This is a genomic window from Alkalihalobacterium alkalinitrilicum, from assembly GCF_002019605.1.
Taxonomy (GTDB): Bacteria; Bacillota; Bacilli; order Bacillales; family Bacillaceae_F; genus Alkalihalobacterium; species Alkalihalobacterium alkalinitrilicum.
This window is the reverse complement of the sequence record NZ_KV917368.1, coordinates 1,739,483-1,755,167: the sequence shown is the minus strand read 5'-3', so window position 1 is coordinate 1,755,167 and position 15,685 is coordinate 1,739,483. Positions and strand designations below refer to the sequence as shown.

Here is a 15,685-nt window from a genome sequence, read left to right as displayed (position 1 = left end):
TAAATGAAATGATAGGTCAACAATCTTACATATAATCTATTCTTAATTATGGTATTTTGTAAGGTTGAAAAGGATTGTCTTTGATTTTAGTTTTAAAGATTGAATCTGTAATTAGTGAGAGGGTGTAGGTAAAAATGCTCTATCAAAATTTACCTTTTGAAAAAATATGGTATGGTCAAAATGTAGTGAACAATCATTTAGTAGAAAAGATTAATAAATATCAAGCAAAAAAATTATTAGTTGTATCTACTCATAGCTTAATAAATAAGGACTTATATCATAGTCTTTTAAAAACTCTCAAACACTTTCAAGTTTTTGTTCACGAATCGAAACAGCATGTGCCTGTAAAAACATTATTTAATCGTTTAAAAGAAATTAGAACATTTTCTCCAGATTTAATCGTTAGCCTCGGCGGTGGAAGTTCAATAGATACAGCGAAAATATTATCATTAATGCTTTCAACAGATATAAGCTTAGTAGATGATTTACTTTCCAATGCGTTGAATGGGTCTCAAGCTCATTCTTTTGAAAAAATAGAGATCCTAATCCCTCATTTTTCTATTCCAACAACTTTATCTGCTGCTGAGTTTACTAGTATTGCTGGGCTTAGTCACCAAGGAATGAAATATGTATTATCGCATAAGTCTTTGACCCCACAGCAAGTGTTTTTAGATCCTAGTTTTAGTTTGGAGACGCCTATCAATTTCTGGGTTAGTACTGGTATAAGAGCTATAGATCATGCTGTGGAAACGATTTACTCGCCTCTAGATAACCCTATTAATCAAGCATTGGCATTAGAAGCGCTAAAATACTTGTTTGTTTATTTACCATTATCTTTAGAAAATCCAGGCAATTTAGACTATCGCATGAAATGCCAATTAGGAGCTTGGATGTCGTTATTTTCTAATGTAAACATTAAGATGGGTTTATCTCATATGATTGGTCACCAACTGGGTTCATTTTACAACATACCTCATGGAATAACATCAGCAATTATGCTTCCGAACGTAATGGAATTTCTTCAACCAATAACGTTAAACGAGCAAGCGAAAATTTACAATGCATTATTTGAGGTAGATGTAACAAAAGATATAGGGATTAGTAATGAAGAGAAAGCGATCAAAGCAGCAACTTCAGTTAGGGAACTGGTTAAGAAGTTAAATATCCCGAATCAGTTAAGGGACTTTAATGTAACAAAAGAAAGCTTATCTAACGTAGTCAATAATATTGTTTTGGAAGTTAATAGTGAAAAGAATCACTCACTATTGCAAATCTCTAATCTAGAGGAAGGGTTAGTAGCAACATTAGAAAAAGCCTGGTAGGAGAGCAAACTGAGAGTGAAGAGAGGCTGACTTATTGTCAGCCTTGTTCATTTTTTAAGGTTAGAACTCATTTGAATTCCTCTCAAAGTTTAATTATAAAAGATTAACCATCAACGTTTCATTACCTTTACCTTTATTAAGAGCCTTATCCTAAGTTTCTCATCCAAAAAGACACGTTATTTGGATGAATATATATTTAATCAGTTACCCGAAATTTATATTATATTTTTTAATTTTTTCGTATAACCAAGGCCTACTTATCCCTAATATTTTACTAGCAGCACTTTTATTACCATTTGCTTGGTGTAATGCTGCAATGATTAATTCTCTCTCTTTAGCGTTAACATTCTTTCTGTACTCAAAACGAGGCTCTTCTGTGATCGGTAATGTTTCTAAATGTAGTTTACTTTGATTAGTTTGATGCACAACATTATCATGGTCAACTTGATGGCTAAAAATATACTCTGGTAATTGAGGAATATCGATATAACTATCCATTGTCAAATTAGCTGCCCGTTCTAAAACATTTTGTAATTCTCTTATATTTCCAGGCCAATTATAATTTAAAATTATGGACATTGTCGAAGGAGTAACGTCATTTACATCAAAACCAGCTTGATTCAAAAGTTTAATTATAAAGTTTACTATATCTGGTATGTCCTCTTTTCTTTCTCGTAAAGAGGGGATGTTTATTTGTAAAATATTGAGTCGGTAATATAGGTCCTCTCGGAAATCGCCAGACTTTACCATTTTTTCTAGGTCTTGATTTGTGGCAGCTATGATTCTAGTGTTTAATTGGATTGTTTGATTGCTACCAATCGGCTCGAGTTCTTTTTCTTGAAGGACTCTCAATAACTTTGTCTGCAAATTTAATGGCATATCACCTATTTCATCCAAGAACAACGTTCCGTTTTGAGCTAGTTCAAATTTCCCCTTTTTCCCTCCTTTTTTTGCTCCAGTAAAGGCACCTTCAACGTAACCGAAAAATTCAGATTCTAATAACTCTTCTGGGATTGCGGCACAGTTTACCTTAATAAAAGCACCTGGTAGGGATGAGGCTGCATGAATACCGTGTGCAAAAAGTTCTTTTCCCGTACCGCTTTCGCCAATTAATAAAACAGTAGAACGACTTTGCGAGGCAGCCATTGCTTCCTTTTTTACCTTAGCTATAACGGTGGAGTTCCCTATAATATCGGCAAAAGAATATTTCGTCCCATTCACTTCGTTAATTTCCTGCTTGTAATAAGTTGCTTTTTTCTCAAGTTGACTCACTTTATTAAGTGCATCTTTAAGTTGTTTCAGGCCCCGGAATGTAATTTTACAAACAGCACCTACGACTTTTTCGTTGTCTTTAATCGGTAAATTTGTGATTAAACATTGCTTGGAGTCTATGATTTTCGCTATTCCATTAATTGGAACAGATGTACTAAGGACATCTTGTATACATAAATCGGGGTATTCTTTTTTTAAAATAGATGTTCCTATTATATTTTTTTCATCAACAGATAACAATTCACAAAAGCCTTTGTTCGCCATCGTGATATTTCCCTGTTCATTTACTAAAACGATGGCATCATAGGCTAATTCTACAACGGTCCTTAATTTTTCTTCCCACTCCTTAGAAATTTGTAGTTCTTTTATAATAGTTTCAATGTTTGTTAAATCATCCATGATTACCATAGCACCAATTAGTTTTTCGCGCTCCGTTAACGGGTAGCAGTGGACCAATAAATTGTATCCGCTTACATTTAACTTACGTCTAGGTAGCTCTTTTTCTGTAGTAATGGTAGTTTTTATTAGATCAATTAGCTCCTTATTCTCGGTAAAGTAATTAGTTTCATCGTATGAATGTTTATTGTTAAGAATTTTTTTTGCTAATGGATTCATGGCTGTAATACGCATTTCTTTATCAACAGAAAACAATCCAAAGTGGAGGCTGTCAAACAAAAGCTTAAGTTGAGATTGGACCATATCGAAGGTTTTTTCATAAGCGTAGAGTATCTGAGAAGTTGAAATAATACCAATAGGTTCCTTTTTTTCATTGACAACAGGTGCATGTCCAATCATATAGTCTAAAAGAATTTTTCTAGTTTCGAGAACGGTATATTCAGGGGAAAGACAGATTGGATTATAGTTTATGTATGGATGAATTATACTTGAAAGTAAATCCCCCTTTGCCATAGCTTGTATAACTTTATTTTTAGTAAGTAGGCCAGATAAGATACTATTCTCGTTAACTATAGGGATAATATTTGTATTAACTTTAGAGAAAATTTGCAATGCATATCCGAGGGTATCATTGGGTTTGCAAGTTTTAAATTCTTTCATCATTAAGTATTTAATCTGCATATTAGTAACCCCTTTTTTTTAGAAAATTTAGCAAATACAAAATTTTCGGAAATTTAAAAGCGAACAATGACTTATATTATTTATATTGTAATCAATTTTTAACATAAATTCAATGATTTAGGATTTACATTATATTTATCTTTATCTTGATTATCATTGAGATGAATTCAATTTGATTTTCAATGGGTAAATCTTGTATTTGAAAAATTTGGTATGTATTTTGCATTTATTAATGATAGGCGCTAAATGTAACAAAAAGTCGTATATTATATTTTAAAGAATGGAGTGATGAGTATGAAGTTTGAAAAACTTTCTACAGAGATGGTTTTTAGAACACAAACTTATAAAGTAACTAAAGAGAACATTTATAAGTTTGCATTAGAATTTGATCCACAGTTTATGCACGTTGATGAACATAAGGCAAAAAAAACAATCTTCAATAGTATTATAGCATCGGGTCTGCATACATTGAGTATTTCTTGGAAGTTATGGGTTGAATTAGATTTAATTGGTGAAGATGTGATAGGTGGAGTTGGTATGGAAAACGTTAAATTTATTGCACCTGTTTTTCCCGAGGATGAATTAAGAGTCGAAGTACAAATTATAGAAAAAAGGGAACACCCAAAAAAACATGATAGGGGATATTTTACAATAGTGTTAAAAACATATAATCAGAATAGTAAACTAGTATTAACTATGGAGGTATTAGGTTTAGTAAAAAGAAACACAACGTTGGTGAATTAAAATACTTCTTCTGTTTCTGTATTTAATAATTCTAGTTGAGAAAAGAGGAAAGCATTTATAGATATTTAATATGATTTTTTCTAGCTTATTTAAATGGGGCATTGAAAAGCGCATTGATTGGTCGTAGAGTGTTATCCCTTCGGCCAGTCTTTTTGTTGTCATCCTATGATTGTTGTTAAGTTATTGTTAACTATTAATAACAGCATTGGAAATATCATTGTAATCGATTATTATCAATAATGCTTTTTGAATAACGGTGTTTGTCAATATAGTTGTCGCATTTAGCTACTTTAGTATTTATAAAAATGTCGCCCATCCCGAGTTCAGTCAAGGCTATCGCGCTACGCTTGATGGCCTGGTGATTTGAATCGAAAGGAAAAGCGTGCTTTCGATTCAAATCACTAGGGAAAGAGGGGATATTAAGGTTTTCTCAATGCTTCAATTTGCTTCTCATCTCGCATTGGGTTGAGCGCTACTTGTTCATTTGGTGCCCAATTTCTTGTACCTCGTGCCCAACGCTCTAGATGCTTTGCCTTCGCTGCTTCGTATACATCTTGTCAACTTCACCAAAATCGCTACGTGTTCTTGCATATGACACTGTAAAAGAGTAACAAAATTTAGCCGACTATGCAGGTGAATCTCGTTGTACCAATGGACAAATTGATGTGCCCATTGTCTCGCTTCCTCGAGTGATGCCAAACCTTTGTGTGGAAAATCTGGTCGATATTTGAGTGTCCGAAACATGGCTTCTGAATAAGGATTATCAATGCTCACACTTGGTCTTGAAAAGGAGCTTTGAATGCCCAATTTCTCTAGTAAACTCAAGAATGTCTCAGCTTTCAGCGGACTACCATTATCTGAATGCAAGACAAGAGGTGCCCCTTGGATTTTTTCATTGATAACTGCTTTCTTTACGAGAGTTTCAGCGAGTTTTGCCTCTTCCTTTTCCCAAACTTTCCAGCCAACTACTTTTCTACTAAATAAATCGAGAATTAAATAGAGTCGATAATACAAACCTTTCACAGGTCCACCAAGCCAAGTAATATCCCATGTCCATACCTGATTTGGCAATTCTGCCACATGACTCTCAGGGATTCTTCGTGTTGGCTTTTGACTACGACCGCGGTGATGTTGCATTTTCCCTTCACGTAACACACGATAAAATGTGGATTCTGACGCAATATACCGCAAGCTTTGGTACAATTTGTGTCGGCGGTAATTCCACATATTTTTCTTGTTTGACAACCGCCAGTATTTCCTTTTTCTTCGCGGACAATTTATTTTTTGGAACTGGCCTTTGCACAAGTGGACGTTGATCGACCTTTATATCACCCTCTTCCACCCAGCGCTCGTATGTTCGAACACTGATATGAAGTTCCTCGCAAGCCTTCGCTAATCGCGCACCGGTTTGATTCGCTTCTTGAATGAGTTTTACAGCTAATGCGCGATTTGATGGGCTAATCATTCTTCCTCGTCGTCCCCCAAAATCGCTTGGGCCTTTTTTCTAAGCAATAATACCGCAGCAGCTTCCGCTAATGCTTTCTCTTTCTTTTGTAGTTCTTTTTCTAATTGTTTGGCACGCTTCTGTTCTTCCTTTAACGCACCATTTAATTGCTTCGATTGATCAAATACTTGTCCATTTGCTTGGAGGCAAGCCGTTCGCCAAGCCTCAATCTGCTCACGATACAATCCTTTTTTATGACAAGACTCAGCCAGTTCCGTTTCGTTCATCGTGAACGTCTCCATTACGATTAAAAACTTTTCTTGACTGCCCCATTTGTCGCTTGTTTGTCCATTGCCAGGCGTTGCCACCCCAGATGAGCGTGTTTCCTTACGCTACTTGTACAACGTCACTTCTGTGATACCTTCTTCTTTTGAAATTTGTGCCACTGATTCGTTATTTGGTGGCATCATGCGTTTGATAATTGCTTCCTTTTTTTCCTTCGAATATCGTACTCTATTTCTTTATATTATATCGATCGACCTCCGTGTTATTTACTTAACTATAACACTAAAGTATCGTACGACATCTATCCTATCAGGGGGGGATAATGTTATGGCTATATGGATCAAGCCTACTTAAAATCGGTATTGTAATAGTTTAAAAGCTATCTATTGATTTTATATTGAAAGTTGATTGAATTGATCAATGTTGACATGTGTATTGCAATATATGAAATAGTAAATCGAACATTATTCGATAAGTTTTCGAAAGGAGGGATTTTTCTCATTTTAAGAGTAACTGTTTTTGTAATTACAAACATAAGGAGATGGAAAAATGGAACAAAAAGTCTTTGAAAAATTTAAAAAGGAATTATTTGAAAGAATCTGGATTGACCCCTTGATCCCCTAGAAGAGGAAATCGAGAATAACGAAGCACTGCCTTATGGCAAGTTAATGCCGATATTGAGGGAGAAAGCATTTGGGCTAAGAATTCCTAAAGAATATGGGGGGCTAGGGCTTACAGCCTCTCAGTACATTCAAGTACTTGCAGAATTTTCAAAAATCCAAGGTGGGATTAGAGCAGTGGTTCATGTTATGCCAAGTGCTCTCTCAAGGTTAGGGAATGAGCAACAAAAGAATGAGATTGCCAGGATGTGTAGATGGGACAAATTCAGTTGCATTTGCTTTAATAGAACCAGAACACGGAACGGGGTTAGATCTTGGTACTACAGCAACTCGTGACGGTAACCATTATATTATTAACCGAAAAAAAATCTCATAACAAATTTTGACTTTGCTACTCACTTCATTGTGTTTGCAAAAACTAAAGGAGGAAATAGTGAAGACTCCGTAACTGCTTTTTTTGAAAGGTTGTACCGAGATGCCCGTCTAAACTGGCGCGAAGAAGGCCCGCCAACCATTCAATATATGGTAGCAGCTCGGGAATTTTTAAATGGATACAGATAGGAAAATTAAGAAGGGTAGTTTAATGAGCTTAAAATAATCAATAGGTTTTGAGAGGTGGTTATTAACTAATGAAGACTAAAAAAATTATAGTTTTTATAATTATTAGTTTGTTCATGGTAGTGTTAGCAGCTTGTGTTAGTTAGGAAACAGATTCAAATGGACAGAAAACTAATGACAATAACGATGCATCAGATAGTATTGAATTAGCACAAGGAGTATCAGATGATCAAATTCTAATAGGTTACATAGGTCCACAAACGGGTCCATTTGCTATTTATGATTTAATTGGAAAATGAATACAATTTTATTTAAATTACTCAACGATAGACCGCGTCTTTAGCTGGAATATCCGTAGATTTCTTACGCTATCATATAGAGGACACCTCTTCTGTATGGAATGTTTAATTCTCGACAAATCAACTATACCAAACGGATAGGTGTTTATTCATGCATTTTTATGTGTCAATGATAGTACTTGAATGACATCAGCAACTACTGCTGGTTGAACTTATTGAACTTTTATTGGTGCGAAAGTTGAGTTATATGCAAAGTTTGTATTCACAGAAAATGAATATACATTTTAAGAAATTTGTGATCAGTTCTTTAAATTTAATATCCAAGAGTTTTAAAATTAAACATATATAAGAAATAATAGGGATATCCACCTATATAATAAATTCAGAATATTTTAATTTCATTATTGCCATTTAGGTTGCATGGGTGTATACTAAAAACAAACGGTGGTTTGAATTCCAGAAGGGCAATTTGTTATTTATATTTATAGTCAACTTGTTTTTAGAAATTGGTGGCGGATCACTGATGGCAGCGATTGGTATTTTAATAGCAATTATAAATAGAGGTAAAAGTGGAAAAGGTCAGTTTGTCGATATCTCAATGTTAGACGGTGTTGTTTCCTGGTTACAAACAATCTTACCAAACTATTTAGTTAATCAAAAGTTGCCAGTTCGCGGGGAATTAACGTTATCAGGTGGGTTGGCTTGTTATCAAGTGTATGAGACTGCCGATCGTCGCTTTTTATCAGTCGGTGCTTTAGAACTGAAGTTTTGGGAAGCGTTCTGTAAAGCAATTGGAAGAGAAGACTTCATCGATTTACTTGATGCACCCCAAGCTACACAAGATGAATTGCAAGTTGAAATCAGTTCAATCATTCAACAAAAACCTTTAAATGAATGGGTAGAGATCTTTAAAGACTATGACACTTGTGTAGCGCCAGTTTTAAACTTTGAAGAATTGCTAACTAATCCTCAAATTAATGAACGAAAAATGATTGAAGAAATGATCGGTCCTAGTGGTGAAGTCGTTAAACATATAGGGATACCTATTAAATTATCTGATACACCTGGAGAAATATACGCAAAGGCTCCTAAGTTAGGAGAACATAATGATGAAATTTTGAAGGAACTAGGATATTCTAATGAGAAAATTGAAAAGTTAGGCAATGTAGGCGTTATTTAAAATTCCAGTCACTATTTAATAACGGCAGACTGATTCATTTTGATATGGATAGGTAAGACTTAAAGTTATGAAATACGTAATATTTATGAAATGAGTAGATTATGTTATATAGTGATGCATAATAGTTTAGGCATAGCTTTTATCAAATTGAAACTTGTCGATCGCTCAGAAATAAAACAAATGTTTGTTTAAATTTCAGGTGTAAGTAGTATAAACTTATTAATAAGGTGTGAACGTAATGGAGCAATATGTTGAAACGATAGAAATCAGGAAAGGTGAAGACTTTGATCAAGTTGCGCTTAAACAGTATTTAACGGCAACGGTTGAAGGTTTTCCGGAAGGTTCTTTTGAAGTGAAGCAATTTCCAACTGGAGTGTCAAATTTAACCTATTTAATTCGTTGTGGGGATTGGGAGGCAGTGATGCGGCGTCCACCATCAGGACCTCTCCCACCGAAAGCTCATGATATGAAAAGAGAGTCTGAATTTCTAAAACGATTATATCCAGCTTATCAACTCGTTCCAAAGCCTTACGTTTATTGCGAAGATAAATCAATCTTAGGTGTTCCCTTTTATATTATGGAAAGAAAAAAAGGGATCGTATTAAATGATCAATTTCCAGATGGATATAAAGTGACAACCGATTTATGTGAAGGAATTTCACATGCTGTTGTGGATGCACTAGCACAACTACACCAAGTTGATTACAAGAAGGTAGATTTAGCTAATTTTGGTCATCCTGATGGATTTTTAGAACGACAAGTGAATGGGTGGATTAAAAGGTATGAACGTTCTAAAACCGATGAGGTTCCCTACTTTGATCAACTAGCAAACTGGTTTGTTCGTCAAATTCCTAAATCTCCTGAGCCCACAATCATTCACAATGATTATAAATTAAACAACATGTTACTGTCACGTGACTTGACACAAATCGAAGCTGTACTTGATTGGGAAATTGCTACCATCGCAGATCCACTGTTTGATTTAGCTGGTGCACTTGGCTATTGGATGGAAGAAGATGATCCGGATATTCTTAAAGATAGTTTGCCTACAGTAACCGTTATGGCAGGTTTCATAAAACGAAGAGATTTTATTCATAGATATTCATTAAAAACCGGTAGAGATATCCCTTCAATGCATTATTATTTAGCTTTTACTTATTTTAAATTGGCTGTTGTACTTCAGCAAATTTTCTATCGATGGAAGATGGGACAGACGTTTGATGAACGTTTTTCTCAGTTTGATATCAGAGTTAAAAATTTAATGATACATGCTTTTGAAGTTAGTCAAAAAGAAACGATCTAGCTTTCATCTAATCTATTTAATTGAAATATTACATAAAAGAGGGTGATAGACAAGAATGGTCAAATTCTTTAGATGAATAAGCTGTTACAAAATACATCCGATTATTCTACTAATTAATTTTGAGTGTTTCAGTTCACTTTTGAATTTATCCCGCAACAACTGGCAGTAATAGCCCCACATCAAGACTACCAGGAATCAAAGAAGGATAAGTGAGGTATAAACTGCCAGTAACAACTAAATGAACACAGACTAAATGCACCACGTCCTGTGGCAACGTCTGTGTAACTACATCGTGTGAGCCTCAACTAACAATCAGTGGGGAAAAGGAAACCCCCTCACTGATGGAAGTTTCAATATCAAATTTTAATATTAAAAAGGAGAGATAATATGTACAATTTTAGTCCAACACCTGAACAGGAAGAATTGTTAGCAAGAGCTAAAAAAATCATGATTGAGGATGTTTATCCTGCTGAAAAAGATATTATTCCTGGCGTGGGTCTACCAAACGAAATTCTTAAACCATTACAACAAAAAGTAAAAGACCAAAATTTGTGGGCAGCTCATCTACCAAAAAGTATTGGTGGTTTAGGGTTAGGAAATGTGTTTTTAGGTCTATTAAATGAAGTTTTAGGGAGTAGTGTCCTTGGTCCACGTGTATTTGGTACAGCGGCTCCTGATACAGGGAATACTGAAATTTTATTAAAAGCAGGAACGCCTGAACAAATTGAAAAATACTTAAAACCAGTCATTGCTGATGAAATTCGTTCGTGTTTTGCGATGACAGAACGAGATGTATCGGGAGCAGATCCAACAGGAATCCAAACGACTGCTGTAAGAGACGGTGATGAATGGGTAATTAATGGGGAAAAATGGTTTATTAGTAATGCTGGGTTGGCATCGTTTACAATTGTGATGGCTGTGACAAACCCAGATGCACCTCCACACGAACGTGCAACAATGTTTTTAGTGGATGAAGGAACACCTGGTTTTGAAATGATTCGAGATATTGGAACGATGGGTGACTTTAGTGAAGGCGGGCACTGGGAAATTAAATTTAACAATTGTAGAATTCCAAAAGAAAACATCCTAGGAAAAGAAGGAGAAGGATTTAAACTCGCACAAATGCGATTAGGACCTGGTCGTATCACACATGCGATGCGTTGGTTAGGGGTAATGAATCGTAGTTTTGACTTAATGCTCGATTATGCCCTAAAGAGAAAAACAAGAGGTAAGCCGTTAGCTGAATTCCAAACAATTCAAAATTTTATTGCTGACTCAGCTGCAGAGATTTCCGCTTGTCGGTTAATGACTCTTAACGCTGCTTGGATGATGGACCAAGGTGGGGATGCGAGAAAAGAAATAGCATTAATTAAGTTTTACGGAGCGAAGATCTTAAATGATGTCATAAGTCGAGCAATTCAAGTTCATGGTTCCTTAGGATATTCGAAAGATACTCCGTTAGAAGGATTTTACCGTGAAGCGAGAGCTGCGCACATTTATGATGGTCCAGACGAAGTTCACCGTATGGTTGTAGCTAAACGTTATTTAAAAGAATATCAAAATCGTAACAACGATGTTCTCGTTTAATTAGGAACTTGCTAGGGAAAGGGGTGAAACTGCATGGAGAACTTTAAGGAAAAAGTTATCGTTGTAACAGGTGGTAGCCGTGGCTTAGGAGCACAAATGGTGCGCGATTTTGCTTCTAAAGGTGCCAATGTAGTGATTTCGAGTCGAAATCAAGAGGTGTGTCAGGATTTGGCTCATGAAATTAGAGAGAATGGAGTTAATGCTTTGCCAATTGCTTGTGATGTTGGTAATCTGAATGATATTCGTCAGTTGTTTGAGAAGACATTACAGCAATTTGGTAGAATAGATGTTTTAATTAATAATGCTGGGGCGAATGTAACAAAGCCTGCAACAGAAGTTACAGAAGAAGACTGGGATATGATTTATGATGTGAATATTAAAGGGTTATTCTTTTGCTCACAAGAAGCTGCCAAGATAATGATTAAACAAAATCAAGGTAAAATCATTAATATTTCTTCTGTTGGTGGTGTAAAGCCATATAAACGAATCGCACCTTATACCGCAAGTAAGGCTGCTGTCATTCATTTGACGAAATCTCTTGCAGCAGAATGGGCTAGAAATGGCATATTAGTAAATTCCATTGCACCAGGATTAATTAGTACAGAAATAAACAAGTCGGAAATGGAAAATAAAAAGTGGTTAGAAGGTGCTATCAAGGCTATCCCTCTGAGAAGACTTGGTGAGCCAAAAGATATATCTTCAATCGCTCTATACCTTGCATCTGATGCAGCCAATTATGTAACAGGTCAAACCTTCTTTATTGATGGCGGAACACTGTCTGAGTAAAGATACTGAGTTGAGTAATATCCTCTTTGTTAACTATAAAATGATGTGGAAAGGCTTGATTGTAGTTCCATTCGAGAACATAATCGGGCCATTTCCACGAACAATATATGATCAATAATTATAACATTATCCTACTATATAAAATGTAAGCGTTTACTTACAAAGAGTGTTATATATTAAATAGTTTATATAGGAGAGGAAAAGAAATGAAAAAGACATTCACTTGGTTTGGGCTCATGTCACTAGTCACGTTTTTACTTGTTTTAACAGCATGTGGTGGTTCAACAGAATCCGGGTCTAGTCAACAGGAAGAAGGGGATACCTCAACAGAAACAACTGATGAGGCACCAGCAACAGACGATGGGCAAACGTATTCTATTAAATTACCTACTGTTGTAAATGCTGACAACTTTGTTGCGATTGGTTTTCAGAAATTCAAAGAATTAGTAGAAGAAAAAAGTGATGGAAGAATTGATGTTGAAATTTACTTAGGTGGAACATTGTCTTCATCTGATGAAGAGAACTTCCAACTATTAAGAGAAGGTACAGCTCAAGTCATCGGACAAGGACCATTTATTCCTGCTCAAATCGCTGGAATAGACGGATACAACATTTATGATTTTCCATTCTTATTTGAAGATCGTGATCAACTATTTGAGTTTATGGAGGGACCTGTTGGAGAAGAAATGAGAATTGAACTGGAAGAATCAACAGGCGCAAAAATTTTAGGCTATTACGATATCGGTTCATTATCAATCCTTAATAGTAGTCATCCGATTACGGAACCAGGTGATTTAAATGGTCTTAATATAAGAACACCACAAGCTTCTGTATTGATGGATACGATCTCAGTAATGGGAGGAAATCCAACACCGATTACATTTGCGGAAGTATACACTTCGTTACAGCAAGGAACAATTGATGGATTAACGACAACGGTTCCTTTAATGTATGATGCTCAATTCTATGAAGTTAGTGAATATCTCACATTAACTCAACACGTGTTATTCCCATATATTTTATTCATTAATAATGACTTCTTTGAAAGTTTACCAGCTGACTTGCAAGACGTTGTTTTGGAAGCTGCTGATGAAATGATTCAATTTGCTAGAGAATTAGTTGTAGAACAAGAAACGAAAGCTCTTGAAAATATGTTAGCAGAGGGTGTCGAACTGCACGAGTTAACTCCAGAACAAATTGAACAATTTAGAGAAGCAGTCGTACCAGCGATTGACAATAATATTAATCTAATCGGGGAAGAAATGTATAATCGTGCGCTTGAAGAGTTAGGAAATTAAAAAACATTTAAAAGGCTGACATGAAGGTATAAACCTGTCAGCCTCCTTTAATCTTTAGTTTATCCCGCAACAACTGGCAGTAGTACCTCCACTTTCTGACTACGAGGAAACAATGAAGGATAAGTGGGGGATAAACTGCCAGTAAAAACTTAATAAACACAGAATAAATGCGCCACTTCCTGTGGCAACGTCTGTGTGACCCACATCGTGTGGCCTCAACTAACCATCTGTGGGGGAAGAGGAAAACCCCTCACTGATGGAAGGTTCACTTTTTCTGGTGATCCAATGGTTGCTATTTTTGTTTCTAGCATTGTTTAGTTGCTTCGATAAAAATTAATTGAATTTTTTAAAAATACATAATAAAATTAAAAACATCCGTATAAAAATTTTTTCCGCATCAACTGGTAGTTATACCCTCAACTCAAGACTCCAAGGAATCAATGAAGGGTAAGTAGGGGATAAACTGCTAGTAACAACTAAATGAACACAGAATAAATGCGCACGTCCTGTGGCCACGTCTATGTGACCCACATCGTGTAGGCCTCAACTAACCATCAGTGGGGAAGAGGAAACCCCTCACTGATGGAGGTTTACTGTATAATGATCTGTTAATGCATAGTGTTGAATTTCAACATCAACATTATTAACAATTTGCTTTAATACAGTGAAAAAAAATAAAGAAAGCGTAGAAAGGGGTTTTGAAATGATTTATCAATACTTACCTGTCGAACGTATTCATTACGGAGTTCATGTTGTTACCGATCAACTCATTGATGAAATACAAAAGTTAAATGGAACAAAAGTGTTAATTGTGACGACAAATAGTATGTTATCAACGAAAGCATATAAAAATATGGTAGTTACTTTACATGACAACCATTTAAAAACTTTTGAGACATGTTCGAAACAACATGTTCCAGGAAATATTTTAATGGAAGATGTAAAGGAAATCAGGGAGTTTAATCCAGACATTATTATAAGTTGTGGAGGCGGAAGCCCTATTGATTCAGCTAAAATTCTTTCTTTTGTATTATCTGAAGGAATTGAATCAGAAGAGGAGTTGTTTCCTTATTCTGTTAATGTTGGAGAAAAGGAAATCAAAATGACAACTTATATTCCCCATATAGCAATTCCAACGACGTTATCAGCAGGTGAATATACAAGTATAGCTGGAGTTACGAATAGTGTTAATCATGCCAAATACAAATTCTCTCATCTAAATATGACACCTAAACTCGTTTTTTTAGATCCTATTTTTACGGTAGAAACCCCTGATTGGCTCTGGATTTCAACTGGAATACGTGCTGTCGATCATGCGGTAGAAACTCTTTACTCACCCAATCCTAACCCTGTGAATACAGGCCTAGCTTTACAAGCATTAAAGAAACTTTATTATCATCTACCACTAAGTAAAAACAATCCTACGAATTTAGATTATCGTCTTGAATGTCAAGTCGGTGCTTGGTTGTCGTTATTTTCTGTCGTCAACATTAAGCTAGGTTTATCTCATAGTATTGGCCATCAATTAGGGGCGAATTACAACATCCCACATGGAATGACATCGGCGATTATGCTTCCACATGTCATGAAATTTCTCCTCCCACGTACATTTGAGGAGCAGAGCCAAATTCCTGAAGTACTAGGAAAAACGGAGATTAATCGAAGTATAGAAGACAAAGCTAGTATCGCACCTTCCCTTATCAAAGGTTTGATCGAAGAATTAGAAATCCCACATCGTTTAAGAGATTTTAATGTATCAAAAGAAAGTATCCCTACTGTCGTAAAAGATATTTTGATGGATATCCAAGGAGAAAAAAATGCTTTAGTAATAGATACACAAGATTTACAAAAAGAAATAACAGCTTTATTAGAAGTTGCTTGGTAAAGAATTCCCCAAAAAATGAAAAGGT

13 protein-coding genes and 1 pseudogene are annotated in these 15,685 nt (G+C 35.4%); 10 read left to right on the top strand and 4 right to left on the bottom strand.

Going from position 1 to position 15,685, the window contains the following annotated elements:
* Positions 1-134: 134 nt before the first annotated feature.
* The gene (locus BK574_RS08170; RefSeq protein WP_078428255.1) at positions 135-1,322 is read left to right on the top strand and encodes an iron-containing alcohol dehydrogenase; all 1,188 of its coding nucleotides are present in this window, start codon (positions 135-137) and stop codon (positions 1,320-1,322) included.
* Positions 1,323-1,526: 204 nt separating this feature from the next.
* Here BK574_RS08170 and BK574_RS08165 read toward each other — a convergent pair whose 3' ends face one another.
* Positions 1,527-3,650, bottom strand: a complete 2,124-nt coding sequence (locus tag BK574_RS08165) for a sigma 54-interacting transcriptional regulator (protein WP_218970559.1) — start codon at positions 3,648-3,650, stop codon at positions 1,527-1,529.
* A 315-nt stretch (positions 3,651-3,965) separates the two neighbouring features.
* On the opposite strand from BK574_RS08165, the gene BK574_RS08160 reads away from it, so the two are divergent.
* The gene (locus tag BK574_RS08160) at positions 3,966-4,415 is read left to right on the top strand and encodes a MaoC/PaaZ C-terminal domain-containing protein (RefSeq protein WP_078428253.1); all 450 of its coding nucleotides are present in this window, start codon (positions 3,966-3,968) and stop codon (positions 4,413-4,415) included.
* Positions 4,416-4,895: 480 nt separating this feature from the next.
* Here the strand turns inward: BK574_RS08160 and BK574_RS08155 are convergent, their stop codons facing one another.
* The 3 genes from BK574_RS08155 to BK574_RS08145 are packed head-to-tail and all read right to left on the bottom strand — an operon-like array spanning position 4,896 to position 6,227.
* Positions 4,896-5,606: a DDE-type integrase/transposase/recombinase gene (locus BK574_RS08155; RefSeq protein ID WP_218970558.1), complete on the bottom strand. Its 711-nt coding sequence runs from the start codon at positions 5,604-5,606 to the stop codon at positions 4,896-4,898.
* Positions 5,560-5,880, bottom strand: a complete 321-nt coding sequence (locus tag BK574_RS08150) for a helix-turn-helix domain-containing protein (RefSeq protein WP_078428251.1) — start codon at positions 5,878-5,880, stop codon at positions 5,560-5,562. Before BK574_RS08150 ends, BK574_RS08155 begins: the two co-directional genes overlap by 47 nt.
* Entirely contained in the window at positions 5,877-6,227 is a 351-nt protein-coding gene (locus BK574_RS08145; protein WP_238457985.1) for a transposase, read from the bottom strand. Before BK574_RS08145 ends, BK574_RS08150 begins: the two co-directional genes overlap by 4 nt.
* A gap of 585 nt (positions 6,228-6,812) precedes the next feature.
* Here BK574_RS08145 and BK574_RS29210 point away from each other — a divergent pair.
* The 8 genes and pseudogenes from BK574_RS29210 to BK574_RS08110 form a co-directional block, all read left to right on the top strand.
* Positions 6,813-6,944, top strand: a pseudogene (locus BK574_RS29210) (acyl-CoA dehydrogenase family protein); the annotation flags it as partial.
* Between the two features lie 58 nt (positions 6,945-7,002).
* On the top strand, positions 7,003-7,140 hold the full coding sequence (locus BK574_RS28365) for a hypothetical protein (protein ID WP_238457984.1): 138 nt from the start codon (positions 7,003-7,005) through the stop codon (positions 7,138-7,140).
* A gap of 950 nt (positions 7,141-8,090) precedes the next feature.
* Complete coding sequence (locus tag BK574_RS08135; protein WP_142247922.1) at positions 8,091-8,801, top strand: CoA transferase; 711 nt, start codon at positions 8,091-8,093, stop codon at positions 8,799-8,801.
* A gap of 238 nt (positions 8,802-9,039) precedes the next feature.
* Complete coding sequence (locus BK574_RS08130; RefSeq protein ID WP_078428248.1) at positions 9,040-10,104, top strand: phosphotransferase family protein; 1,065 nt, start codon at positions 9,040-9,042, stop codon at positions 10,102-10,104.
* A gap of 387 nt (positions 10,105-10,491) precedes the next feature.
* Complete coding sequence (locus BK574_RS08125) at positions 10,492-11,691, top strand: acyl-CoA dehydrogenase family protein (RefSeq protein WP_078428247.1); 1,200 nt, start codon at positions 10,492-10,494, stop codon at positions 11,689-11,691.
* 33 nt (positions 11,692-11,724) lie between these two features.
* Positions 11,725-12,477: an SDR family NAD(P)-dependent oxidoreductase gene (locus BK574_RS08120; protein ID WP_078428246.1), complete on the top strand. Its 753-nt coding sequence runs from the start codon at positions 11,725-11,727 to the stop codon at positions 12,475-12,477.
* A 206-nt stretch (positions 12,478-12,683) separates the two neighbouring features.
* Positions 12,684-13,775, top strand: a complete 1,092-nt coding sequence (locus tag BK574_RS08115) for a TRAP transporter substrate-binding protein (RefSeq protein WP_078428245.1) — start codon at positions 12,684-12,686, stop codon at positions 13,773-13,775.
* 703 nt (positions 13,776-14,478) lie between these two features.
* Positions 14,479-15,660 carry an iron-containing alcohol dehydrogenase gene (locus tag BK574_RS08110; protein ID WP_078428244.1) on the top strand — a complete coding sequence of 394 codons (1,182 nt, stop codon included), beginning with the start codon at positions 14,479-14,481 and terminating at the stop codon, positions 15,658-15,660.
* Positions 15,661-15,685 lie beyond the last annotated feature (25 nt).